This window comes from Streptomyces thermospinosisporus (assembly GCF_039526425.1).
Classification (GTDB): domain Bacteria; phylum Actinomycetota; class Actinomycetes; order Streptomycetales; family Streptomycetaceae; genus Streptomyces; species Streptomyces thermocarboxydovorans.
On the sequence record NZ_BAAAIZ010000028.1, the window covers coordinates 1 to 23,728 of the forward strand.

The following is a 23,728-nucleotide window of genomic DNA, read 5'->3' on the forward strand; positions in this document are numbered from 1 at the left end:
GGGCACTTTCTGCTTTCCTGACCGCCTGCCGGACAGCCCGCTTCATGAAAGCGCGAGGTTAACAGGGGCGGCAGATGTGGTCGCTCAGGTCTGACACCGTCCTTTCAGCTCGGACGAAATCTCGGCCTTCCACACCTCGATCGCCTTGTCGTCGCGTTCGAGCGCCCGCCGCATAGGGACTTGTGCGGACCACAGGCCGACGCAGCAGCTTCCACGCGCCCTGGATCGTGTACCCCAAGTGGAGCATCCGCCTGATCAACAACTTGAGCCGCACAGGCGTCCAGCCTTGGAACTCGTCGTTGAATCCGAGCGTGAGCGGGCCACGGCTCAACTCAAGGCTCCAGCCGCTCACACTGCCCTGGGCTCAACCTCTCTGGCGACGTCGGCCCGTTCGACCGCGGCGGATCCGTGCCAGTCTCCTCCCGTGCCCACCGCCAGCGCCGCACCGACCGAGATGGCGCCCGAAGTTCCCTCGCGGCGGCCTCGGTCTTCTTGCCGCGAGCGGTCCGCTCACAGACGCACCCGTTCTCGCTTCACGTGCACTCTTGGCGTCAGCCTGCCTGCACGCGCGTACCGGATGACCACGGCGCAGCGATCATGAACCGTCACTGGCTCACAGACTCTACGAGTGGGACTGGTTCAGAGCTCGGGTCAGTTCCCTGTTGGCGGCGCGCGCTGCTTCGAGTTCCTCCGTCCTTTCCTCAATCTGTCCTTGCTTCTCGACGAGTTCCTGTTCCAGCATGGCGATGCGTCGCTGGAGGTGGTCGATGTCCGGTGGAGCCCCGAGTCCGGACTCGTTCCATGCTTGCTCGCCGAGCTGCTCGGAAAGCCGCTTCTCCAACTGTCGGACTCGTGCGGCGAGACGGGTGTTCCGCTCCAGCGCGTTGGCCAGGTCGGCCTGCAGGGAGGCTCGACTGACGGCAGTCAGTCGGCCTTCCGTGACAGGAGTGTTGGCCGCGGTGTGAACGCGTTCGAGTAGGTCGCGGTGGCGGTAGAGGAAGCTGCGGTCGACTCGGGCGGCGCGGGCGAGGCCGGAGACGGTGATGTCGCCTCCGGTCCGCAGGGCCGCGTCTAGGGCCTTGATCACGCGATCGCGGCGCCGTGCGGAGTCGGCTCGCTTACCCTCGATCATGCTGGGGGGCATGCGGTCCTCTCGGGGCGGAGGTCGGGCCGGGGCTGCCTCACCTTCGGCATGCCGAGCGAGACGACGCCCGCCCGCGTCCTTCGGACGACGGTGACGGCCTGCTGGATCTGGGCCCGGTCCTCGCCGGTGAGGTCGTCGAGTTCCTCGCGAACGCGTTTGACCAGGCGGCGCACTCGGGTGATCTCGTCGTCCGAGGGCATCGCCTCGCCCTTGGCCCAGTCATCAGCGTCGGTGAACGCAGCCAGGCGCTCGCGGTTGCGTAGGAGATCTGCCAGATAGGCTTCCAGGTCGGGCAGGTAGGACACGTCGGTGCGGAAGTGGCTGCAGCCGACGCAGCGGAACCGAACGGGGCAGTCCTGGCCGCCAGCGGCGACATTCGACGGTTCGGTGCAGGTGCCGTAGGGCACCTGGGTCTCTCCGATTGCCCGGCGGGCGTGCTCGGAGTCCAGGACGGCCTTCGCCTGCCGCCAGACGCGGTTGCCGCGCCGGTCGAACTGCATCGCCGTGACGCGCTCGACCGCTTCCCGTTGGCGTTTCTCGCTGACCCGGTAGTAACGCTGCGACGTGTCGAGTTGTCGATGGTCCATCAAAACTCTGAGGGCATCGACGGGAACGCCGGCGTCGGCGTGACGCTGGGCATAGGTGTGACGGTAGGCGTAGGGGAAGATCTTCGCCCTGTCGAAGGGCACCATCTTCGTGACGCGATCACCCGCGACCTCGACGACGGTGGGGACGAGAAAGTCCGGCAGGGAGACGACCCAAGCTCGGTGGCGGACGCCGAGCCAGCTGGCGGTCAGGGGCTTCGTGCCGTGAGGGTTCGCGACAGGTGTCGGCAGTAGTGCGAGGTCTTTGGCCGCGGTGTCGGGAAATCGGGCCCGGACTTGTTGTTGCTGCTCGATGATGAGGGCTGCGGTGGCCTTGGCGATCGGCAAGCGTCGGCCGTTTCTGAGCGCCTTGCGGTTGTCGTAAACGAGGACGGGCTCGCCGTCGGCGTCCCGTTCGAGGCAGTCGAGGGGCAGTTTGCAGATCTCGTCGGGACGGCGGCCGGTGTCCATCAGCAGCTCGACGGCAGTGCGGGCCTGCGGACCACCTGAGCCCAAGGCGTCGAGGTGGTCGCAGAGTTGGCGCATCACCTCCGGCGGGAGATCGCGGCCGGCCGCGTTGTCCTCGGGGTCGTCCGGGATGTCCTCGGGCCGGAGCGTGAACTGCTCGGGCAGACCATGCAGGGGCTGGTCAGGCTGGGTCAGCCCGAGGCTTCGCATGCGTTGGAGCATGCGCCGCAAGTGCCGGACGTCGGTGACGTGGCGGGCGGCGGCGACCTCTCCCTGCTGCACCAGGTAGCGCATCCGGTTGAGGAAGGCCATGATGTCGTCGCGGCCCAAGAGCCGCGGGTCGATGCCCTTGTCCGGCCGGTTCAGCCGCAGGCTTTCGGAGAGCCTGACGATGCAGTTGATCTGTGTCTGCATCGCCCCGCGGGGGTTGGTTCCCCGGTGCCGGGGAGCGTCGTCGACCGCCCAGTCCTGCGTCGCCCTGCGCAGCCACGGCTGACTGATCTTCTCAAAGTGGAGGTAGCCGGTCATGCCGAACGCGGCGCCGTTCCAAGTGTCCTTGTGCCGCTCGGTCTCCGGTGACATGGTCCAGCGAAGAACGTGTTTGAGGAACCCTTTCGCCAGCGCGGCGTTCATCTTGCTCAGGCCGGAGACGTCGAGCTCGGCCAGAGAACCGATCTGCCGGGCTCGGACGAGATCGCAGAAGGGCCGGACGTGGTGGTCCTTGTGCCTGATGCCGGCAGCGACGCGTTCCTGGAGCCCGTAGAGGATCTCGGCCACGACCCGGTCGGGCAGGCCGAGCAGACTCACCACGCCGGCCTGGGCGATGGCCGGCGTCGTCAGCCTCCAGGTTTCCTCATCGAGTGTGCTGCCCTTGAGCATCTCCAGCAGACGGCGCTGGTAGTGGGCCATGCAGTACCGGCGCTTGTGCCCGTCGCGGGTTCGCGGACACGCAGCGACCTCGCAGGGGCCGAAGCCGGGCAGCGGCTTGACGGACGGGTGGCGGATGAACTCCTCCACCGACAGGCCGAGCGACTTCCTCTGGCCCAGATGGGCAGTGCACAACCCGACGCGTGATGTCTTTGACGGGCGCCCGCACTCCGAGACCCGGCAGTTGCCGACGCCGATCGAGCGCCAGTGCCGTTTGACAGTGGACACGAACTCCTCGAAGCCCTGGCCGCTGGCCTTCAGACGCTTCGCGCAGCCCACACAAAGCCCATGGTCCTTCGTGTGGAAGACGACCTTGTCGCAGCCCGTCACGAGACACTCCGGGCCGCCGAGCAGAGGGTGATCACGGGGGAAGACCAATTGGCAGCCCTCCGCATCCCAGCTCATGAGCTGCTGGAATTCTGTGGTCACTTCCCCCTTGAGAGCACCGGTGACGTCGTCCAGTACTGCTGGCAGGTTCTCGACCAGAGCGATCGTCATCGATGGCCCTCCTTGGCGTTCACACGCGGCAGAGGCACCCGCTCAACGGCCTCACGAAGGCGCGATGGTTTGGGATGCAGGTAGGGTCGCGGCGATTCCGCGCTCTTCTGCCCGAGCAGTGCCTGGACCTCGTCCAGTTCGCCGCCGGCATCGGCGACGTTGCTGGCCATCGCATGTCGACACATCCGTGGTCCGATCTTCCGGCCCAGGCCGGCCCGCCGGGACAATGATTTACACAGTTCGCCGATCGCGTCGGTCGTCATCGGCGCCCCATAGGGCGGCCGGAACAGGTTGACCAGCAGGAAGTCGCTGCCTCCGGCGCCCAGGCGTTCGTGGCGTTCCAGCGCGTACTGGTCGAATCCCTGGACCACGAGGAAGTCGACCGGCATGGCCCAGGACCTCTTCGACTTCGACCAGGCGCGGTTCTCGTTCTCACGCCGGATGACGTGCACGTGGGCGCCCTCGACGTCGCAGCCCAGCGTGCGGGAGTCCATCAGCAGATGCGGATCACAGCGGCGCAGGCCCGCAACCTGCCCGGGGCGTAGTCCGACCCGTGACAGCAGCAGCAGGATGAGCCGGTCGCTGGCGGAGCGGCACTGCAAGAACATAGCGACGATCTCGTCGTCGCTGGCCCGGTCGATGGCGGTCTCGGGTTCTTGAAGCCGGTGGCGAGCCCGCATCCGATAACGCATGGTGCCGCTCTCGCCGCGAGCCTCCTGGGGCAGGTCACGGTCGTCGGCAACCTCGTAGATCTGCTCCAACACCCAGGCCGGAGCAGCCTTGTTCACCACAGCATGCACCAGGAACATCCGCACAGCAGTGAGCACCTTGTTGATCCGGCTCTCGCCCCGGACCGGCTTCGTGCCCGGGCCGGGCACCACCACCCGCCGCTGACCGCCGTTTCCCGGGGTCCACTTCAGCCAGAGCATGAACAGCCCCATATCCCGGGCGGCGGTCCGCCACTCCCGCCTGGTGGTCGCGCACCACGCCAGGAACAGCACCACGGCCTCGGCGTACGCCTTCGTCGTCGTCTCCGCCCGTCCCCGGGCCAACCTCAGCTCCCGCAGGAAGCGGTCGGCTTCCTCCACCACTTCCAAATCGTCGTCCACCACGGTCCAGTACCGGGTGCCCGACGGCAGCTGTACAGGGAATGCACGCACTGGTGTACCTCTACTCCACGAGTCGATCACAACGATCCACCGCAGAGCCGCACCCCCTGAGAACCGTCGCAACCTCCCCAACGAGGAGGCTCCGTACGACGTCACGCCACAGCCGGGGAACCCCCAGAGAACACCAAGATCGCGGATCACATCGTGGTGATGGAGCACGGCCGCATCACCGAGCAGGGCGTCTACGACGACCTCGTCCACGCCGGCGGAACCTTCGCCGGACTCCTGGAACTGTCCCGCGAGCGCTGAACCACTCCAGCCGCCCGCCGCACTTCTGCGACCTTCCTTCCCCGAGTCCCCGGAGCATGCATGTCGGACATCGAGCGCCGGATCCTCGGCACCTGGACCCGGTACGGCAGGCACCATCCCGCCCGTCGCAATCTTGCTGTTCAGGGGCCGTTCGAAGACAGGTACGGCCGCCGTCAGGACCCCTTCCCACGGCAAAGATCTCAGGCCGACGCAGCCGACGACATCAGCTCCTCCAGCTTGTTGAGACTCTGAGTCCAGCCCTCCTCGTGAAGAGCTCGGCGCCCCTCAGTGGCGAAGTCACCTTGGCTGCAGACCAACTCGGCCCGTGTACCGCCGATATCGCGAAGCGACAGCGTCACCACCGTCTCCCGATCCCCGGGATCGGGATCCTCCCACCGGAAGGTGTAGGACAGGCGTTCCGGAGGGTCGACCTCAACGAATTCCCCCACCAGGTAGAACAGATCGCCCTCTGGAGGCTGCATCGCGATCCGATAGCTACCGCCTGGCCGAAGGTCGCTTTCCACACTTGGGACGGTGAACCCGTCAGGGCCCCACCACTTGGCCAGTTCCTGCGGCTCGGTCAACGCTCGGAATGCGACCGAGCACGGTGCGCGGAGGACACGCTGCAGGTGCAGTCTCAGCTCGCCATCGTGCGTCATCGCGAACCTCCTCCAACCGAAGGCACCGAGATTGACCACCATGCTCATCGTAAGTATCCCAGCCGTAGACCGCGATCTCGCTGGTCAGGGGCGTGTGAGGGCAGGTGCGGCCATCGACCGGCGGGGTGGCCGCGCTCGCCTCCGGGATCGTCTCGCTGGTCGCGGTCCTCTCTACCGTCGAGGACATGATCGAAGCACGAGAACTCACCAACAGTAGGGCGGCAGGACCGCCGTGGACGCGGTCGGCAGCCTGGGCGCCTGGCCGTCCCTGGCCCTGGCCCTGGCCCTGGCCCTGGTCACGGTGTATACCGCCCTGGCCCTGACGGCAGCGGGTGTCGTCCTGAGGAGGCGTGATGTGTGAATCCCGGCGGTCCCTTCTCCGGGTGCTGGTGGCGCTGTGGAGCACGGTGGCCCTCCTTGCACCGACGGCACCGGATGCCCCGGCCCGCGAGGGCATCCGTGTGGTGGACGAGCATCCGGCCGCGAACCGGATCGTCGACCTGACCGTGCACTCGTCCGCCCTGGGCCGTGAAGCGCGCGTCCGGCTGCTGACCCCGGACGGATGGGAGAAGCGCGGCCGTCACGAGCGCTGGCCGGTGCTCTATCTGTTCGTCGGCGGTGACGGCGACCACGATACCTGGACCCGGGAGTACCAGGTCCACAGAGAGCCGTCGCTGCGCGACACCCTGGTCGTCATGCCGGAGATGCCGCTGTACGGCTTCTACAGCGACTGGTGGAACCACGGCGAGGGCGGACCGCCCGCCGTGGAGAGCTTCCACCTGCGCGAGGTGCTGCCGCTCCTCGAACGCGGCTACGGGGCGGGCACCCGGCGGGCGGCGGCCGGGGAGTCCCAGGGCGGTTTCGGCGCCCTTTCCTATGCCGCCCGGCACCCTGGACTCTTCAGCACGGTGGCCAGTTACAGCGGTTTCGTCCATCCGCTGCAGCATCCGCACGCGGTACGGGCCGGCATGACCTACCTGGGCCTCGACTGGACAGCGCTGTGGGGCGACCCCGTCGCCCAGCGTGCGATCTGGCGGGCGCACGACCCCTTCCATCTGGCGGAACGCCTGCGGGGTACGCGCGTGCACCTGTCCAGCGGCGACGGCAGGGCGGGCGCGCTCGACCCGCCCGGCACCGAGCCCGATCCGGACATCCCCGGTCTGGAGGACCCCGGCGCTCCCTTCCCTCACGACGTCATCTCGCCCACGGAATTCCTCATGGGGGAGGAATCGCGCACTGTGGCCACCCGCCTTGCCCGGGTCGGCGTCCAGCTGAGCACACACTTCTACACCGGGACGCACTCCCCGCCGTACTGGCGGCGAGAACTGGACCGCACCCTTCCGATGCTGCTGGAGACCCTGAACGCCCGGCCGTCAGGGCGATGAAGCCGACCGGTGCGCACGGTCGTGGCCGGTGGAAGTGCGGCCGCGGCTACGCCGCACTCGGACCCGCTGTCGGTCCCATGCCTCGCAGTTGCTGAATGGTGCCGCCGGTCTTCTCTCGGAACTGCTCCAGCATCTTCGGGTCCTTGACGCTGACGATCCAGCGCGGGCCGACGAGGTACTTGCCTCCGTACATGGCGGCGGAGTCCAGCCAGGCCTGCTTGTACCTCTCCTCGGGGAAGGTTGTGATGAGGTAGTCGAGCTTCGGCGTGTGGCACAGGCCCTGGCGCAGTTCGTCCGCCTCGATACGGATCTTGGGCTTGCAGCCGGTCAGCTCGGCGATCACCTCGACCCGCGCCGGGGCCACGACACCGGCCGCGGGTGCGGCGGAGATCTCCGACGTGCTCGCAGCCTTGTCGTCCGTACTGCCGCTGCACGCCGTGACCAGGGGCAGCAGGGCCAGGCACCCGGCCAGGACGGCTGCGCGTACGCGGCGGCCGGTGGGCAGGGTACGGCCGGTGCGTCCTCGCTGCGGCGGCGGTGAGTGCTCGGAATGCTGGGGCACGTGCCTCTCCGTATGGACCTCGCCCGGCCGCACCAGCGGCCAGGCATACCACTACGGCGAGGGGTACGAGTGAACGCTGATTCGTGTTCACCCGGTACGTCACCGGATCACAAGCGGCCGTCAGTTCTGACGCGTTGCGCAGGTCAGCGCACTCTGCCCCGCGGTTTCAACGGCACCGGCGGCAGCTCGGGCGCGGGCAGCGGAGCGCCGTCGTAGCCCTTCACCTCGCCGAAGCGGGTGCCCTCCATCCAGTCCCTGCGGGCCTGTTCGATCTCCTCCTGGGTGCGGCCGATCCAGTTCCAGAACATGATGAGCTCCTCCTCGAACGGCTCACCGCCGAGCAGCATCAGACCGGCGTCCGACTCGGCGCGCAGCGGGAGTTCGGCACGGCCGCAGCCGAGGTAGAGCATGGAGCCCGGCAGGACCGGGACGCCGTCGACGTGGGCCTCACCGGACATGGCGAGGACGGCGTACTCGAAGTCGGGTTCGAGGGGAAGGCGGAGGTCGGCGCCCCGGGTGAGGGCCAGGTCGGCGCCGACGATCGGGGTGTAGGTGGTGCCGGGTGACGTGGCGCCGTCCAGGCTGCCGAGGATCAGGGTGGCCCTCAGGCCCGGTGCCGTGACCACGGGCAGGTCGGCGTGGTGCTCGAAGTGCGGGTCGGTGTGGCGGTGGCTGTCGGGGAGGGCCACCCAGAGCTGGGCGCCGTGCAGGAAGCGGGCGTGTTCGCGGGGGCTCTCCTCGGAGTGGCTGATCGCCCGGCCGGAGGTCATCAGGCCCAGTTCGCGCGGGCGGATCAGCTGCAGGCTGCCGGTGGAGTCGCGGTGCAGCACCTCGCCCTCGTGCAGCCAGCTCACCGTCTGCAGGCCCATGTGGGGATGCGGGGGCACCTGCATGCCGGGCTCGTCGGCGATGTCGTCGGGGCCGTAGTGGTCGACGAAGCACCACGCACCGACCATGCGCCGGCCGAGGTTCGGCAGCAGCCGCCGGACCTCGGTGGACTCGCCGAGCCGGACGTGCCGGGGGCTGAGGAGTTCCCGCACGGGTTCGGCGACCACGAAGCCCCGCCCGCCGCACACGGAGGGGACCGCCTCGCGCTCAAGGTTGCTCATGCCGGACAACCTAGCCGCGGGGCGTGCGGTGCGTCAGTGCGTCGCAGCGGGATCGGTCCGATCGGGGGGCCGGACGCCCTCCGGATGGCTCGCCGGAAGGGGCAGTGGAATAGCCGGTCGCTTCCGTCGGTTGCGGGCCTTCGAGGAGGTCACGAGTGGAGACCACGTACTACGACCACGGAACGCCCGCCGAGCGCTGGGAGCGCGCCGGGATGTTCTTCGACGCCAAGGACTACGCCGCCGCCGCGCGTGTCCTGGAGGGGCTGGTCGAGGAGGTGCCGGAGCAGACCGGGCCGCGGCTGCTGCTGGCCCGCGCCTACTACCACTCGGCCCAACTGCGCCGCGCGGAGGCGGAGCTGAGGACCATCATCGAGCGTGACCCGGTGGAGCACTACGCCCGGCTGATGCTCGGCCGGACCCTCCAGCGGCAGGGGCGGCACGAGGAGGCTGCGTCCCATCTGCGGATCGCCTCGGCGTTCGAGGGGCGGTTCGATGAGGACTGACGGGGACGGCTGACTGGGATTGACGGAGACTGACCGGGACCGACGTGCCTGGGCAGGGCCGGGGCGGGTTCCTCGTCACAGGTCTTGGTCAGGGACCTGTGACGAGGAACGCCGGGGCGGACGGCCCGGACGTCGGCGGTCCGCCCAGGGACGGTGCCCGGCTCCCCCCTGTGGAGCCGGGCACCGGTGTCGGAGGGGTCGGTTCGGCCTATTCGGTTGGGGCTGGGGCCCGCCGTATGCGCCGGTGGGCGAGCTCGCCGAGCAGGATGTCCACGGCGAGGAACGCGGCCAGGGGGATGCCGAGCAGGGGCATGAAGTAGCCCAGGACGGCGATCGCGGCGAGGGCGGGGACGACGAGGTACGGCGGGACCTGCTGCCAGGCGCCGCGCGGGACGGGACGGCCGAAGGCCCGGCCGCGGCCGCGCTGCCACCACATGCGGTAGCCCCACAGGATCAGCAGGATCAGGGCGGCGGCCAGCAGCATCAGCGCCAGCTGGTTGGGCAGGCCGAAGAGGGTGCCGGTGTGCAGGTCGATCCCCCAGCGGGTGAGCTTGGCGAGCACCGGGTAGTCGGCGAAGCGGAGCACCTCGGTGACCTGGCCGTTGGCCGGGTCGACGGCCACGGCGTCCTGCTCGGTGGGCCAGGAACGCCCCACCTGCCTGACGACGTACGCGGACCCGGCGTCGGCGGGCGGCACGATCTCCACGGGGTCGCCGAGGTCCTTCGCGCGTGCGGCCGCGAGGACCTGGTCGAGCCCCACGCCGTGGGCGGCATCGCCCGCCGCCCCGCCGGCGGTGTCGTGGCCGGCGTGCTCTCCGCTCGCCGTGGCGGACACCGAGGGGGTCTCCTGGCCGAGGGCGGCGCGCAGGTCGCCGATGGAGGCACCGGCGTAGGTGGACCAGGTCAGTCCGGTCGCCGAGAGGAAGATGAATCCGGCGGCGGTCCACAGGCCGAGGCTGCCGTGCAGGGCGAGGGTGCGGCGCCGTCCGGTGGTGCCGCGCACCTTGCGCAGGGCGCGGCGCCGGGAGAGCCACAGCACGACGCCGCCGCCCGCGACGACCCACAGCCAGCTGGCGGCCAGCTCGCTGTAGAGGCGGCCGGTCTCGCCCAGGTGCAGGTCGCGGTGGAGCTCGGAGATCCAGGTGCGCAGGGGCAGTGCGCCGGTGGAGCCGTACTGTTCGAGGGCGCCGCGCACGTCGGCGGTGTACGGGTCGACGAACACGGCGAGGGTGTGGTCGGGGTCCACGCCCGGCACGCCGGACAGCAGCACCCTGGTCGTCGCGTCGGCCTCGGGCGAGGGGCGTACGGCGGAGACGGTGCCCTCGGGGTGCGCCTCGCGTGCGGCGGCCACCTGCTCGGACACGGGCAGCTTGCGGTCGCCGACGGGGACGGTCAGCTCATGGTCGTAGACGATCTTCTCGGCCTGGAAGGAGGCCGCGTACAGCAGACCGGTGAGGGCGGCGACGAGCAGGAAGGGTGCCACCAGGATGCCCGCGTAGAAGTGCAGGCGCATGAGAAGCGGGCGCAGGGCGGCCCAGGCGCTTCGTCGCGGTGGCGTGGCGGCGGTCCGGGGAGCCTCGTCCTCGGTGGTCGGGGCAGCGGTGGTCATCGGTGGGGGCCTCCATGGCGTGTGTCCGGCCTGGCGGTGCGGTAGCGATGCAGTAGTCGGGGCGGAGGGGCGTGGAGTTCCCGCGCAATGCGAGTGACCTGTGCCACGCGGGGCGGCGGGGGTTCGGCCGGGGCATGGCATGCTGGCGCGATGGGACACGCCGAACGTCAGGGAACGATCGCCGCGCAGGTGGAGGAACTTCTCGCCGTCCCCGGCCCGTTGACGATCGTCGCCGCCGGTGATCCGGTGCTGCGGCGCGGCGCCGAGCCGTTCGACGGGCAGCTGGATCCCGGTCTGCTGGCCCGTTTCGTCGAGGCGCTGCGCCTCACCATGCACGAGGCGCCGGGGGTGGGGCTGGCCGCGCCGCAGGTGGGTGTTCCGCTGCGGATCGCGGTGATGGAGGATCCGGCTCCGGTCCCGGAGGAGGTGCGCCGGGCGCGGGGGCGGACGCCGCAGCCGTTCCGGGTGCTGGTCAATCCGGCGTACGAGCCGGCCGGCCCGGAACGGGTCGCGTTCTACGAGGGCTGTCTGAGCGTCCCCGGCTATCAGGCGGTGGTCGCGCGTCCGGCCGCGGTGCGGCTGACAGGGCAGGACGAGCACGGGCGGTCCTTCGACGAGGTCTTCACCGGCTGGCCGGCGCGGATCGTGCAGCACGAGACGGACCACCTCGACGGAGTCCTCTACCTCGACCGTGCCGAACTGCGCTCCCTGGCCACGCAGCAGGCACTGGCGGAACGCTGGTCGCAGCCGACGGCCGAGGAGGCGGCGCGGGCACTGGGGTTCGAACTGCCGTAGTCCTAGGGTCTGCAGACGGACCGCCGGCGGTCCGGTGACTGCGACTGCGATGGCCTCTGAAACGGCGGGGGCGCGCGGAAGAACTCTGCCGGCCGGGGGCTCGGGGAAAATCGGCTGCGCCCGGCCCGTCGCCCCGGTTACCTTGGCCGCATGTCCACGCCCCGAATTTCTTAGCTGAGGACCCGCTCTCACGCCACCCGTGTGTCCTCTTGCTTGTTCGGAGCGTCCTCTCATGATCACCGTTCGTGATGTCGACGTGCGCGTGGGCGCGCGTCTGCTGCTGTCCGGCGTTTCCTTCCACGTCTCCCCCGGCGACCGCGTCGGCCTGGTGGGACGCAACGGCGCCGGCAAGACCACCTTGCTGAACGTCCTGGCCGGGGACCTGCGGCCCGCCTCCGGGACCGTCACCCGCGTCGGCGGCATCGGCCACCTGCCGCAGGACTCCCGTGCCGCGGACCAGTCGGTCACCGTCGCCGAGCGCATCCTGTCCGCGCGCGGACTCGACCGTGCCGTAAGGGCGTTGCGCCGCGCCGGGGAGGCGATGGCGGACGGCACCGAGCGGTCGATGAAGGCGTATGTGCGCACCGAGGCCGACTTCCAGGCGCGCGGCGGGTACGCGGCGGAGGCCGAGGCCGCCCGGGTCGCGGCCGGTGTCGGGCTTCCGTCGGCAGTGATGGAGCGGCGGCTCGCCGCGCTCTCCGGCGGTCAGCGCCGACGGGTGGAGCTGGCCCGGATCCTGTTCGCGGGCCACGACACCCTGCTGCTGGACGAGCCGACCAACCACCTGGACACGGACGCGGTCGACTGGCTGCGCGGCTTTCTGACGAGCTACAGCGGCGGGCTGGTGATGATCAGTCACGACACGTCCCTGCTCGCCGACACGGTGAACCGGGTCTTCCATCTCGATCCGCAGCGCGCCGCGCTGGACGTCCACAACACCGGCTGGGACACGTATCTGGCCCGGCAGGAGGCGGACGAGCGGCGGCGCAGGCGGGAGCGGGCCAACGCCGAGCGCAAGGCGGCCTCGCTGCACGCCCAGGCGGACCGGATGCGGGCCCGGGTGTCGACCGCGGTGGCCGCGCGCAACATGGCCCGCCGCGCCGACCGTCTGCTGGCCGAGCTGGAACCGGAGCGGCGCAAGGAGCGGACGGCGCGCATCCGGCTGCCCGAGCCGGCGCCCTGCGGTCGGATCCCGCTCGGTGCGGTGAGCCTCGCCAAGGCGTACGGCGGGCAGCGGGTCCTGCGCGGTGTCGATCTGGCCGTGGACCGGGGCAGCCGGCTGGTGGTGCTGGGGCCCAACGGGGCCGGAAAGACGACCCTGTTGCGCATCCTGGCGGGCCGCGACCTGCCGGACGAGGGCAGGGTGGTGCACGGGCACGGGCTGCGGCTGGGCTACTTCGCCCAGGAGCACGACACCCTGCGCCCCGACCTGACCGTGCGCCGGCAGCTGGCGTCGGTGGCTCCGCACCTGACGGACGGTGAAGTGCGCGGTGTGCTGGGGTCGTTCCTGTTCACCGGCGACGACGCGGACAAACCGGTCGGCGTGCTCTCCGGCGGCGAGAAGACCCGGCTCGCGCTGGCCGGGCTGGTGCACTCGGGGGCAAACGTGCTGCTGCTCGACGAGCCCACGAACAACCTCGATCAGGCGTCCCGGGAAGAGGTGCTGGCGGCGGTGGGCACCTATCCCGGCGCGATCGTCATGGTGACCCACGACGAGGGGGCCGTCACGGCCCTGCGCCCGGACCGGGTGCTGCTGCTGCCGGAGGCGGAGGAGGACCTGTGGAGCGAGGACTACCTGGAGCTGGTGGCCTCCGCATGAGCGGGGTACTGGCTGCGTCCGGGTGAACCGGGAGGTGGCGGCCGCCGGCTGAACCGGGGGCTGGTGGCTGCCGCCTGTGCCGGGAGTCGGGGCTGTCGGCTCAACCGGGGGGCGGGTGGCTCCTGCCTGGGGGGTCGGCCCAGCCGCGAGCCGGTGGGCCTCGGCTGGGCCGGGTACCGGGAGCTGCCGAAGGAACCGCGATCCGGTGCTTCCTCGCGGGACCGGCCGCCGGGTCGCCGACCGAGCCGCGAGTCGGTGATCCCCGCCCCAGCCAAGCAAAGGGCCGTCGGCCGAGGCGCCGGCCGGCGGTCCCCGCCCGAGCCGGGCGCCGATGCCGTCGCTGACCGCGAGCCATGGGTCTCGGTCGGGCCGGGCACCGGAGAGTGCCCTCCAAACCACCAGCCGGTGCTCCCCGTCCACGCCGGGGCCACGGCCGCCGGCCGAGGTGCGAGCCGGTTTTCCAGGGCCGCCGACCAAGCCGCGAGCCGTTGGTCCCGCCGGGCCGGCGGTGCGACCGCGCGTCAGCTGTCGCGGTACGCCTCCAGCAGGCGGAGCCAGACCTCGCTGATCGTCGGGAAGGAGGGGACCGCGTGCCACAGGCGGGACACCGGGACCCGGGCGGTGACCGCGATGGTCGCCGAGTGGATGAGTTCGCCGACGCCGGGTCCGACGAAGGTGACACCGCGCAGGATCTCCTCCTCCACGTCGACGACCATGCGGGCGCGGCCCCGGTAGCCGTCGGCGTACAGGCCGGCCCCGGAGACGGAGGCCAGGTCGACGTCGACGGCGCGGACTCGGTGGCCGGCCTGCTCCGCCTCGGCGAGGGAGAGGCCGACGGCCGCCGCCTCGGGATCGGTGAAGACGACCTGGGGGACGGCGGCGGTGTCCGCGGTCGCGACGTGCGCGCCCCAGGGGTCGGTCGCCACGGGCTCGCCCGCGGCGCGGGCGGCGATCGCGGCGCCGGCGATGCGGGCCTGGTACTTGCCCTGATGGGTGAGCAGGGCGCGGTGGTTGACGTCCCCCACGGCGTAGAGCCAGTCGTGGCCGGATACCCGGAGGCTGTCGTCCACGGGGAGCCAGGAGCCCGGCTCGAGGCCGATCGTCTCCAGGCCGATGTCGTCGGTGCGCGGGGCGCGGCCGGTGGCGAAGAGAATCTCGTCGGCCTCGATCCGGTCGCCCTTGTCGGTGACCACCGTGAGCGTGCCGTTCTTTCGGCTCACCGAGGTCACCGAGGTGCCGGTGCGGATGTCGGCGCCGGCCTCGGCGAGCGCCTCGGCGACCAGTTCCCCGGCGAAGGGCTCCATGCGGGCCAGCAGGCCGCTGCCGCGGACGAGGAGGGTGACACGGGAGCCGAGGGCCTGCCAGGCGGTGGCCATCTCGGTGGCGACCACGCCGCCGCCGACCACGACGAGCCGGCCGGGTGCCGCCTTGGCGCTGGTGGCCTCCCGGCTGGTCCACGGTTCGATCTCGTCGAGTCCGGGCAGGCCGGGCAGCTGGGCGCGGCTGCCGGTGCAGACGGTGACGGCATGGCGCGCGGTGAGGACGTGCCGGCTGCCGTCGGAGCCGGTGACGGTCACCGTGCGCTCTCCGGTGAGCCGCCCGTGCCCCCGGTACAGGTCGGCGCCGATGCTGTCCAGCCAGGAGACCTGTCCGGCGTCGTCCCAGCCGGAGGTCTCGTAGTCCCGGTGGGCCAGGACCTCGGCGGTGTCGAGGGGGCCCTGCACGGATCGGCGCAGGCCGGGGACGCGGCGCGCGTCGGCACGGGTGATGACCGGGCGCAGCAGGCTCTTGCTGGGCACGCACGCCCAGTAGGAGCACTCGCCGCCGACGAGTTCGCTCTCCACCACGGCGGTGGTGAGGCCGGCCGCGCGGGTGCGGTCGGCGACGTTCTCTCCCACGGGTCCGGCCCCGAGCACCACGACGTCGTAGGCGATAGGTGCGTTTTGCGTCGATTGCGATTCCGTCATGGCGTCAGTCTGGTGGGTGGTGTGCGCGGTGGCCACATGGGTAGGGGCGCGGAATACGTGACCGGCCGGCCGTGTTGTGCCGACGGCTCGACCCGACACCAGGAAGAGAGACCACGCCATGAGCAGCACCGTTGAGCTCACCAAGGAGAACTTCGACCAGATGGTCACGGACAACGAGTTCGTCCTGATCGACTTCTGGGCGGAGTGGTGCGGGCCGTGCCGGCAGTTCGCCCCGGTCTACGAGAAGGCCGCGGAGGAGAACCCCGATCTGGTGTTCGGCAAGGTGGACACGGAGGCGCAGCCGGAGCTGGCCGCGGCCTTCGGGATCCAGTCGATCCCGACGCTGATGATCGTCCGGGATCGGGTCGCGGTGTTCGCCCAGCCGGGTGCCCTTCCGGAGGCGGCGCTGACCGATGTCATCGGGCAGGCGCGCAAGCTGGACATGGACGAGGTCCGCCGGCAGATCGCCGAGCAGCAGGCACAGCAGGCACAGCAGGGCCAGGGTCAGGGTCAGGCGCCGGGCCAGGGTGCCTGAGTTCCGCCGGAGCCACCTCGGCTGACGGGTTGCGGGCACTCAGGCCCGCGGGGTCGCGTCAGCTGGACTCGCGCTGCACCACCGTCGCGCCGAGCACCTTGTGTGCCTCGGGCGCGGCGGCCGGGTCGCGCACGGCGCGGTCGACCAGTTCGGCCAGTTCGCAGCCGGAGGGCAGTTCCAGGTGGACGGTGCTCAGCCGGGGCCGCAGCAGCCGGCCGAGCACCAAATTGTCGGCGCCCACCACGGCGGTCTCCTCGGGGATGCGGATGCCCTCGTCGAGCAAGGCGCGCATCAGCAGCATGGCGTACTCGTCGTTGTACGTGAACACGGCGTCCAGGCCGAGGTCGCGCCAGCGGGCGGCGAGCCGGGCGGCGGCCTCCTCGTCGTAGGCGAGGGGCAGTTCGGTGACCTCGGCGTCGGTGCCGTGCAGCGCCTCGCGCACCCCGGCGAGGCGGGGCGCGGAGAACACCTCCAGGCCCCGGTCGCGGGGGACGACGACGCCGATGCGGCGCCTGCCGCGGTCGAAGAGGTGGGCGCCGGCGCTGTGGCCGACGACCTCGTGGTCCAGCAGGAGGGCGTGGGCGCCCTCGACGGACTCCGGGCCCAGGGTGATCACCGCCCGGGCGCCGGAGCGCTTGAGCACCGCGACTCCGCTCGGCCCGAGACCGGAGCCGGGCACGAGGACCGCCACGGGCCGCAGTTCCGCCCAGGCGCGGGCGGCCTCGTCGTCGTGGCCGCCGGTGGTGCCGAACTGCACGACGGTGTAGTCGAGCCGGCCCAGCGCCTCCTGCAGTTCGGTGATGAACCTGCTGTACAGGGGGCCGACCGGGAAGGCGGGGGCGGGCATCAGGACCGTACGGCTGTGCCCGGCGCGCAGGCTGCGCGCCGCGGCGTGCGGGACGTATCCGAGCTCGCGGGCCGCCTCGCGGACCCGGCGGCGGGTGGGCTCGCTGATCCGGACGGCACCGGCGTTGTTCAGGACGTAGGAGACGGTCGCGCGCGAGACGCCGGCCAGGCGGGCCACATCGGCGCTCGTGGGGACCGAGCGCGTCGGTGCGGGGGACGAAGGGGCGGACTGTTTCGGTATCTGCACCATGACGTACCGCATCTAAGCAGAAGCCCGAACGGCGCCTTCAGCCGGGGGAGTTGAGCGACGCGGTCGTCAGATTCGGGAGGGCTGCCGCAAGGGGTCAGCCGGCCCCGTTCGCCCTCCGGTCGGCCCCGTCCGCCACCCGGTCGGCCCCTCCCGTCACCCGGTCGACCAGGTCCACCCAGGCCTCCTCCAGGCGGCTGAGCGGCATGCCGCACTGCCGGGTGAGGTGGTGGATCAGCGCGGGGTCCAGCGGCGCCATCAGGGTGTGCGCCAGCAGCTCGGAGTCCGCGTCCGGCACGGCCTCGCGCAGCAGCAGTGTCACATGGTGGCGCAGCACCCGGCGCGGCGGTGCGGTGAAGCGGCGGTCCGCGGCCGGCTCGGCCGCCAGTTGCAGTTCGAGCTCCTCCGAGGTGCGGCGCAGCATGGCGAGGCCGAAGGCGCGCAGGCGCTCCACCGGAGGCGCGCCGGGCCCCAGCGGCGGCGGGCCGCTCAGGAAGGCGGCCTGGAACTTGCGCTCGGAGTGGTCGAGCAGGGCCGTCAGCAGTCCGGTCCGGTCGCCGAAGCGGCGGAAGACGGTCCCCTTGCCCACGTTGGCCTCGGCGGCGACGGCGTCCATGGTGAGGCAGTCCGCGCCGCGCTCGGCGACGAGGCGGGCGGCGGCCTCCAGCAGACGTGCCCGGTTGCGTGCGGCGTCGGCGCGCAGGCAGGGGTCGGGCTCCGGACCGAGCTGGAGCAGTTCCTGCGGCTCGACGGGCTCCGGCGACGTCGGAGTGGGCGGCTGAACGGCGGACATGAAGCCAGCGTAAAGCATCGGGATGAAACTGGACCGCGGTCCGGTTAGACTGCTACAACAGAAGCGGACCTCGGTCCGGTTTGTTAAGGGCTTGTTTCACACCCCCCCAGGAGATCTTCATGTCCGTTCGCATCCTCGCCCTCGTCGGCAGCCTCCGCGCCGGCTCGCACAACCGCCAGCTCGCCGAGGCGGCCGTCAAGCTCGCCCCGGAGGGCACCAGCGTCGACGTCTACGAGGGGCTGGCCGACATCCCCTTCTACAACGAGGACATCGACGTCGAGGGCAGCGTCCCGGCCGCCGCGGTGAAGCTGCGCGAGGCCGCCGGCAGCGCCGACGCGCTGCTGCTGTTCACGCCCGAGTACAACGGCACCATCCCGGCCGTGCTGAAGAACGCCATCGACTGGCTGTCGCGTCCCTACGGCGCCGGTGCCCTCAGCGGCAAGCCGGTCGCCGTGGTCGGCACCGCCTTCGGCCAGTACGGCGGCGTCTGGGCGCAGGACGAGACCCGGAAGGCCGTCGGCATCGCCGGCGCGAAGGTGCTCGAGGACATCAAGCTCTCCATCCCGGGCTCCATGACGCGCTTCGCCGAGACCCACCCGGCCGAGGACACCGAGGTGGCGGAGCAGCTGACCGAGGTCGTCGCCCGTATCCAGGGCCACGCGGCGGCGCCGACGGCGGCCTGAGCCGCACCGAAGCGGCTCACCGGGGGCCGGTCGCCTGAGAAGGGCCGGAGCGTTCTGCGCTCCGGCCCTTCGGCATGCTCGGGTCTCCTGAACGTCGCGCGTCAGGCGGCGGCAGCGTCCCGCTCCTGTGCGGGCCGCTCCTGTGCGGGCCGGTCCGGTGCGGGCCTGCCCGGTGCGTCCAGGTCTCGTGCAGGCCGGTGGATCGGCGTGCCCGAGACGGTCAGCGGCAGCCCCGTGCCGCCCCGGCGGGCGGCGACGATCTCCGCGGTGATGGACAGCGCCGTCTCCTCCGGAGTGCGGGCGCCGAGGTCCAGGCCGATCGGCGAGCGCAGGCGGGAGAGTTCGGCGTCGGAGAGGCCGGCGGCACGCAGCCGGCGTTCGCGGTCTACGTGGGTGCGGCGCGAGCCCATCGCCCCCACGTAGGCGACCGGCCGCCGCAGCGCCTCCACCAGCAGCGGGACGTCGAACTTGGCGTCGTGGGTCAGCACGCACAGCACCGTCCGCCCGTCGGTCCCGGTGCGCCGCAGATAGCGGTGCGGCCAGTCGACCACGACCTCGTGGGCGTCGGGGAAACGGGCCCGGGTGGCGAAGACCGGGCGGGCGTCGCAGACGGTGACGTGGTAGCCGAGGAAGCGCCCGGCCCGCACCAGCGCCGCCGCGAAGTCGATCGCACCGAAGACGATCATGCGGGGCGGGGCCAGGTTCGCCTCCACGAGCAGGGTGACCCCGCCCGGGCAGTGCGAGCCGTCCTCCCCCACCTCCACCGTGCCGGTGCGGCCCGCGTCCAGCAGGGCCCGGGCCTGCTCGGCCGCCGTCCGGTCCAGTTCGCCGGGTCCGCCGAGGCTGCCCAGCCGGGTGCCGTCGGGCCGCATCAGCAGGCCCCGGCCGGCCAGGTGCCCGGGGCCGCGGACGACGCGGGCGAGGGCGACCGGTTCGCCGTGCGCGGCGGCGGTCACCGCCGCGCGGACAGCCGGATCCCCCTCGACCGGCGTGACCAGCACCTCGATGACCCCGCCGCAGGTCAGTCCGACGGCGAAGGCGTCCTCGTCGCTGTACCCGAAGCGCTCGAGCACCGGGACACCGTCCTGGAGCGCCTGCAGGCACAGGTCGTACACCGCCCCCTCGACGCAGCCGCCGGACACCGAGCCGATCACCGTGCCGTCCGCGTCGACGGCGAGCGCGGCGCCGGGGCCGCGCGGGGCGCTGCCGCTGACGCCGACGACGGTGGCCACCGCGAAGCGTCGGCCCTCGTCCAGCCAGACGCTCAGCTCACCGGCGATGTCAAGCATCCGGTGCTCCCGCCGCGATCACCCGGTCCGGGCGGATCGGCAGGTGACGGTGGCGTACGCCCGTGGCGTGCCAGACCGCGTTGGCGACGGCCGCCGCGGCGCCGACGATGCCGATCTCGCCGATGCCCTTGATGCCGACCGGGTCCTCCGGGTCCGGGTCGTCCACCCAGTCCGCCTCGATCGCCGGCACATCGGCGTGCGAGGCGATGTGGTAGCCCGCAAGGTCGCCGCCGTACAGGCCGCCGAAGGCGCGGTCGCGGACCCCTTCCTCGTGCAGGGCCATGGACAGGCCCCAGGTCATGCCGCCGACGAGCTGGCTGCGGGCGGTGAGCGGGTTGACGATGCGGCCCGCGGCGAAGATGCCGAGCATGCGGCGCACCCGTACCTCGCCGGTGGCGGGGTCGACGGCGACCTCGGCGAACTGGGCGCCGAAAGAGTGCCGTTCCTTCTGGGACAGGGTGCCGAGCGCCTCGGTGGTGTCGGCGCGCACGGTGATGCCCTCCGCCGGGATGTCCGGGGCGAGGGCCAGCCGCTCGCGCAGTTCCTCGGCGGCCGCCATGACCGCCCAGGACCAGGAGCGGGTGCCGGTGGAGCCGCCGGCGATCATCGCCGGTCCGAAGGCGCTGTCGCCGATGCGCACCCGCACCCGGTCCGGTGTGACCTTCAGCGCGTCGGCGGCGACCAGGGTGAGGGCGGTACGGGCTCCGGTGCCGATGTCGGCGGCCGCGATGCGCACGGTGAAGGTGCCGTCGGGTTCGGCGGTCAGGGTCGCCGTGGACGGTCCCGCTCCGGCGCCGAAGGACGCGGCGGCGGTGCCGGTGCCGAGCAGCCAGCGGCCCTCCCGCCGGACGCCGGGGCGCGGGTCGCGGCCGGCCCAGCCGAACCGGCGGGCGCCCTCGCGGAAGCAGGCGGCGAGATTGCGCCCGGCGAACGGCAGCCCGGAGACCGGGCCGCGCTCGGGGTCGTTGCGCAGCCGCAGCTCGATCGGGTCGAGGCCCAGCTTTTCGGCGAGTTCGTCGAGCGCCGACTCCAGGGCGAAGGAGCCCGGCGCCTCACCCGGGGCGCGCATCCAGGTCGGTGACGGCACGTCGAGGCGCACCATCTCCATGGCCGTGCGGTGCGCGTCCGCGTCGTACATCACCCGAGCCGGGATGGCGGCGGGTTCGAGGAACTCGTGCACGGTGGAGGTGCGGTTGAGCGAGCGGTGCTCCAGGGCGCGCAGCCGTCCGTCGGCGCCGGCGCCGAGCCGGACCCGCTGGACGGTGGGGCTGCGGTGGCCGGTGAGGCTGAACATCTGACGCCGGGTCAGCACCACACGCACCGGCCGGTCCAGTACGCGGGCGGCCATCGCGGCGGCGACCTGGTGGGCGCGCAGGCCCTTGCTGCCGAATCCGCCGCCGATGTGCTCGGAGCGCACCCGGATGCCGGCGGGGTCGAGGGCGAACAGGCCGGCCAGTTCGCGCTGCACCCGGGTGGTGCCCTGGTTGGAGTCGAGGAGGTCGAGCCGGCCGTCCTCCCAGCGCGCGGTCGCCGCGTGCGGCTCCATCATGGCGTGGTGTTCCTCGGGAGTGGTGTACTCGGCGTCCACGACGGCGGCGGAGGCGGCGAGTTCGGCCTCCAGGTCGCCCTTCTCCGTCACCCCGGGCATGTGGTCGTCCACCGTGCAGGCGTCCGGCCGGTCCGCGGTGAACGCGATGTCGTGCGGCTCCTCGTCGTAGGTCACGGTGAGCGACTCGGCGGCCGCGCGGGCCTGTTCGGGCGTCTCGGCGACGATCAGGGCGACGGGCCAGCCCGCGTGCGGCACCCGGTCGTGCTGGAAGACGGCCGCGGTCTGGTCGGGACGGCCGAACAGCCCCTCGAAGTCGGTGTTCAGCCGGGGTGCGTTGCCGTGGTGCAGGACGGCGAGGACGCCGGGCATCGCCAGGACGGGACCGGTCTCGATGGAACGGATGCGGCCGCGGGCCACGCGGGAGACGACCAGCCAGCCGTGGGCGAGACCCGGGAGGGGGAACTCGGCGGCGTAGCGGGCGGCTCCGGTGACCTTCTCCAGGCCCTCCACGCGGGGGTGGGCCGTGCCGACCGCGCCGGCCGCCGTGGCGGGGCGAGGGGTCGTGGTGGTCATCGGGCGGCCTCCTGGGCGAGGTCGGTCAGTACGGCCACGACGAGATTGCGCATCAGGGTCACCTTGTAGGCGTTGCCGGGCAGCGGGCGGGCGGCGGCCAGCTCGGCGTCCGCGGCGGCGGCGAAGTGCCCGGCGTCGGCCGGGGCGCCGAGCAGCGCGCGCTCGGCGGCGTGCGCCCGCCAGGGGCGGGAGGCGACCGCGCCGAACGCCAGGCGCACGTCCCGTACGACGCCGCCCCGCACGTCGAGGGCGGCGGCGACCGAGCCGATGGCGAAGGCGTAGGAGGCGCGTTCACGCACCTTGCGGTAGCGGGAGCGGGCGGCGACCGGGGCGGCCGGCAGGGTGACCGCGGTGATCAGCGCGCCCCGCGGCAGCGCGGTCTCCCGGTGCGGGGTGTCCGCGACCGGCAGGTAGAGGTCGGCGAGCGGCAGCTCCCCCGGCCCGTCGGCGGTCTCGTAGGAGACGACGGCGTCGAACGCGGCCAGCGCCACCGCCATGTCGGAGGGGTGCACGGCCACGCAGTGCTCGGAGGCACCGAGGATGGCGTGGTTGCGGTGCTCGCCCCGGATCGCGGGGCAACCGCTGCCCGGTTCCCGCTTGTTGCAGGGATTGGTCACGTCGGCGAAGTAGCCGCAGCGGGTGCGCTGCAGCAGATTGCCGCCGACGGTGGCCATGTTGCGCAGCTGACCGGAGGCGCCGGCCAGGACGGCCTGGCTGAGCGCCGGGTAGCGGCGGCGCACCTCCGGGTGGGCGGCGAGGTCGCTGTTGGTGACGGTGGCCCCGATGCGCAGTCCGCCGTCGTCGGTCGGCTCGATGCCGTCCAGCGGGAGACGGCGGATGTCGACGAGGCGGGCCGGGCGTTCGACGCCGGTCTTCATCAGGTCGACGAGGTTGGTGCCGCCGCCGAGGTAGCGGGCGCCGGGGTCCGCGTCGAGGAGGGCCACCGCGCCGGTGACGTCGTCGGCGCGCCGGTATCCGAACTCCCTCATGCCGCCTCCTCTTTGTGGCTCTCTTCGGACTGCGCGGCGCGGGCGACCGCCTCGACGATCGACACATAGGCGCCGCAGCGGCAGAGGTTGCCGCTCATCCGTTCGCGGATCTCCTCGGGGGTCAGCTCGGGCGGCCCGTGCTCGGGCCGTACGTCCTCGGTGACGGCGCTGGGCCAGCCCGCGGCGTGCTCCTCGAGCACGGCGACGGCGGAGCAGATCTGGCCGGGTGTGCAGTACCCGCACTGCAGGCCGTCGAGTTCGAGGAACGCCTGCTGGACCGGGTGCAGTCCGCCGCCCCGGGCCATGCCCTCGATGGTGGTGATCTCGCGGTCCTCGGCGGCCACGGCGAGCTGCAGGCAGGCCAGGGTCCGGCGGCCGTCGACCAGGACGGTGCAGGCGCCGCACTGGCCCTGGTCGCAGCCCTTCTTGGTGCCGGTGAGGTCCAGGCGCTCACGCAGGGCGTCGAGCAGTGTGGTGCGGTGGTCGAGCGACAGCTGGTGCTTCTCGCCGTTGATGTTCAGGGTGACGGTGCTGGACGTCGAGGGAAGCATGAACAGCCTTCCTGCACGGATCCGGGCAGGCGCCGGTGGCGGCCTTCCGGACGGCGGACGGATGACGGGGTCTGGCCGGGCTATGACGGGGTCTGGCCGGGCTGGGGGGTGTGCAGACAGCGCGCGGGCGCGCCGATACGATGACTGGAAAGCAGTAAACGGACAGCTGTCCGATACTTCGGAAACCGTAGTGGACAGCTGTCCGGTTAGCAAGGGGTCGATTCCG

Annotated in this window: 21 protein-coding genes; 7 read left to right on the plus strand and 14 right to left on the minus strand. The window is 71.9% G+C overall.

Features of this window, described 5'->3' with window-relative positions:
- Positions 1 to 622: 622 nt before the first annotated feature.
- From ABD207_RS11060 to ABD207_RS11075, 4 genes are all read right to left on the minus strand, one after another.
- Positions 623 to 1,132 (minus strand): DUF6262 family protein, encoded by a 510-nt coding sequence (locus tag ABD207_RS11060; protein WP_344012065.1) that lies wholly within the window; start codon positions 1,130 to 1,132, stop codon positions 623 to 625.
- The gene (locus tag ABD207_RS11065; protein ID WP_344012067.1) at positions 1,129 to 3,621 is read right to left on the minus strand and encodes a tyrosine-type recombinase/integrase; all 2,493 of its coding nucleotides are present in this window, start codon (positions 3,619 to 3,621) and stop codon (positions 1,129 to 1,131) included. Before ABD207_RS11065 ends, ABD207_RS11060 begins: the two co-directional genes overlap by 4 nt.
- Entirely contained in the window at positions 3,618 to 4,730 is a 1,113-nt protein-coding gene (locus tag ABD207_RS11070; RefSeq protein ID WP_344012069.1) for a tyrosine-type recombinase/integrase, read from the minus strand. The genes ABD207_RS11065 and ABD207_RS11070 overlap by 4 nt, the downstream gene beginning before the upstream one ends.
- A gap of 509 nt (positions 4,731 to 5,239) precedes the next feature.
- A complete protein-coding gene (locus tag ABD207_RS11075) occupies positions 5,240 to 5,746 on the minus strand; it encodes an SRPBCC family protein (RefSeq protein WP_344012071.1) in 507 nt (168 codons plus the stop codon).
- 184 nt (positions 5,747 to 5,930) lie between these two features.
- On the opposite strand from ABD207_RS11075, the gene ABD207_RS11080 reads away from it, so the two are divergent.
- Entirely contained in the window at positions 5,931 to 6,059 is a 129-nt protein-coding gene (locus ABD207_RS11080; RefSeq protein WP_344012073.1) for a hypothetical protein, read from the plus strand.
- Positions 6,052 to 7,083 (plus strand): alpha/beta hydrolase, encoded by a 1,032-nt coding sequence (locus ABD207_RS11085; protein ID WP_344012075.1) that lies wholly within the window; start codon positions 6,052 to 6,054, stop codon positions 7,081 to 7,083. Before ABD207_RS11080 ends, ABD207_RS11085 begins: the two co-directional genes overlap by 8 nt.
- A gap of 46 nt (positions 7,084 to 7,129) precedes the next feature.
- On the opposite strand, the gene ABD207_RS11090 is transcribed toward ABD207_RS11085, so the two are convergent.
- On the minus strand, positions 7,130 to 7,645 hold the full coding sequence (locus ABD207_RS11090; protein ID WP_425580687.1) for a hypothetical protein: 516 nt from the start codon (positions 7,643 to 7,645) through the stop codon (positions 7,130 to 7,132).
- A gap of 143 nt (positions 7,646 to 7,788) precedes the next feature.
- A complete protein-coding gene (locus ABD207_RS11095; protein ID WP_344012077.1) occupies positions 7,789 to 8,754 on the minus strand; it encodes a pirin family protein in 966 nt (321 codons plus the stop codon).
- Between the two features lie 155 nt (positions 8,755 to 8,909).
- Here ABD207_RS11095 and ABD207_RS11100 point away from each other — a divergent pair, with 155 nt between their 5' ends.
- Entirely contained in the window at positions 8,910 to 9,257 is a 348-nt protein-coding gene (locus tag ABD207_RS11100; RefSeq protein WP_344012079.1) for a tetratricopeptide repeat protein, read from the plus strand.
- A 208-nt stretch (positions 9,258 to 9,465) separates the two neighbouring features.
- Here the strand turns inward: ABD207_RS11100 and ABD207_RS11105 are convergent, their stop codons facing one another.
- Positions 9,466 to 10,866, minus strand: coding sequence for a PepSY-associated TM helix domain-containing protein (locus tag ABD207_RS11105; RefSeq protein ID WP_344012081.1), 1,401 nt, complete (start codon positions 10,864 to 10,866; stop codon positions 9,466 to 9,468).
- A gap of 150 nt (positions 10,867 to 11,016) precedes the next feature.
- Between ABD207_RS11105 and ABD207_RS11110 the strand changes: the two genes are divergently transcribed.
- The gene (locus tag ABD207_RS11110) at positions 11,017 to 11,661 is read left to right on the plus strand and encodes a peptide deformylase (RefSeq protein ID WP_344012082.1); all 645 of its coding nucleotides are present in this window, start codon (positions 11,017 to 11,019) and stop codon (positions 11,659 to 11,661) included.
- Between the two features lie 232 nt (positions 11,662 to 11,893).
- Entirely contained in the window at positions 11,894 to 13,480 is a 1,587-nt protein-coding gene (locus ABD207_RS11115) for an ABC-F family ATP-binding cassette domain-containing protein (RefSeq protein ID WP_344012084.1), read from the plus strand.
- A 521-nt stretch (positions 13,481 to 14,001) separates the two neighbouring features.
- On the opposite strand, the gene ABD207_RS11120 is transcribed toward ABD207_RS11115, so the two are convergent.
- Positions 14,002 to 15,447 carry a dihydrolipoyl dehydrogenase family protein gene (locus ABD207_RS11120; RefSeq protein WP_344012086.1) on the minus strand — a complete coding sequence of 482 codons (1,446 nt, stop codon included), beginning with the start codon at positions 15,445 to 15,447 and terminating at the stop codon, positions 14,002 to 14,004.
- Between the two features lie 118 nt (positions 15,448 to 15,565).
- On the opposite strand from ABD207_RS11120, the gene trxA reads away from it, so the two are divergent.
- Positions 15,566 to 15,982 carry a thioredoxin gene (gene trxA / locus ABD207_RS11125; RefSeq protein ID WP_344012088.1) on the plus strand — a complete coding sequence of 139 codons (417 nt, stop codon included), beginning with the start codon at positions 15,566 to 15,568 and terminating at the stop codon, positions 15,980 to 15,982.
- A 58-nt stretch (positions 15,983 to 16,040) separates the two neighbouring features.
- Here the strand turns inward: trxA and ABD207_RS11130 are convergent, their stop codons facing one another.
- A complete protein-coding gene (locus ABD207_RS11130) occupies positions 16,041 to 17,078 on the minus strand; it encodes a LacI family DNA-binding transcriptional regulator (RefSeq protein ID WP_344012089.1) in 1,038 nt (345 codons plus the stop codon).
- 94 nt (positions 17,079 to 17,172) lie between these two features.
- Positions 17,173 to 17,868: a TetR/AcrR family transcriptional regulator gene (locus ABD207_RS11135; RefSeq protein ID WP_344012090.1), complete on the minus strand. Its 696-nt coding sequence runs from the start codon at positions 17,866 to 17,868 to the stop codon at positions 17,173 to 17,175.
- A 119-nt stretch (positions 17,869 to 17,987) separates the two neighbouring features.
- Between ABD207_RS11135 and ABD207_RS11140 the strand changes: the two genes are divergently transcribed.
- On the plus strand, positions 17,988 to 18,551 hold the full coding sequence (locus ABD207_RS11140; RefSeq protein WP_344012092.1) for an NADPH-dependent FMN reductase: 564 nt from the start codon (positions 17,988 to 17,990) through the stop codon (positions 18,549 to 18,551).
- A 101-nt stretch (positions 18,552 to 18,652) separates the two neighbouring features.
- Here ABD207_RS11140 and ABD207_RS11145 read toward each other — a convergent pair whose 3' ends face one another.
- Genes ABD207_RS11145 through ABD207_RS11160 form a run of 4 tightly spaced genes read right to left on the minus strand, consistent with a single transcriptional unit; the run spans position 18,653 to position 23,502 of the window.
- Positions 18,653 to 19,840, minus strand: coding sequence for an XdhC family protein (locus tag ABD207_RS11145; protein WP_344012094.1), 1,188 nt, complete (start codon positions 19,838 to 19,840; stop codon positions 18,653 to 18,655).
- A complete protein-coding gene (locus ABD207_RS11150) occupies positions 19,833 to 21,962 on the minus strand; it encodes a xanthine dehydrogenase family protein molybdopterin-binding subunit (RefSeq protein WP_344012095.1) in 2,130 nt (709 codons plus the stop codon). Before ABD207_RS11150 ends, ABD207_RS11145 begins: the two co-directional genes overlap by 8 nt.
- Positions 21,959 to 22,951 carry an FAD binding domain-containing protein gene (locus ABD207_RS11155; RefSeq protein WP_344012096.1) on the minus strand — a complete coding sequence of 331 codons (993 nt, stop codon included), beginning with the start codon at positions 22,949 to 22,951 and terminating at the stop codon, positions 21,959 to 21,961. Before ABD207_RS11155 ends, ABD207_RS11150 begins: the two co-directional genes overlap by 4 nt.
- Positions 22,948 to 23,502, minus strand: a complete 555-nt coding sequence (locus tag ABD207_RS11160) for a (2Fe-2S)-binding protein (protein ID WP_344012098.1) — start codon at positions 23,500 to 23,502, stop codon at positions 22,948 to 22,950. The genes ABD207_RS11155 and ABD207_RS11160 overlap by 4 nt, the downstream gene beginning before the upstream one ends.
- Between the last annotated feature and the right edge of the window lie 226 nt (positions 23,503 to 23,728).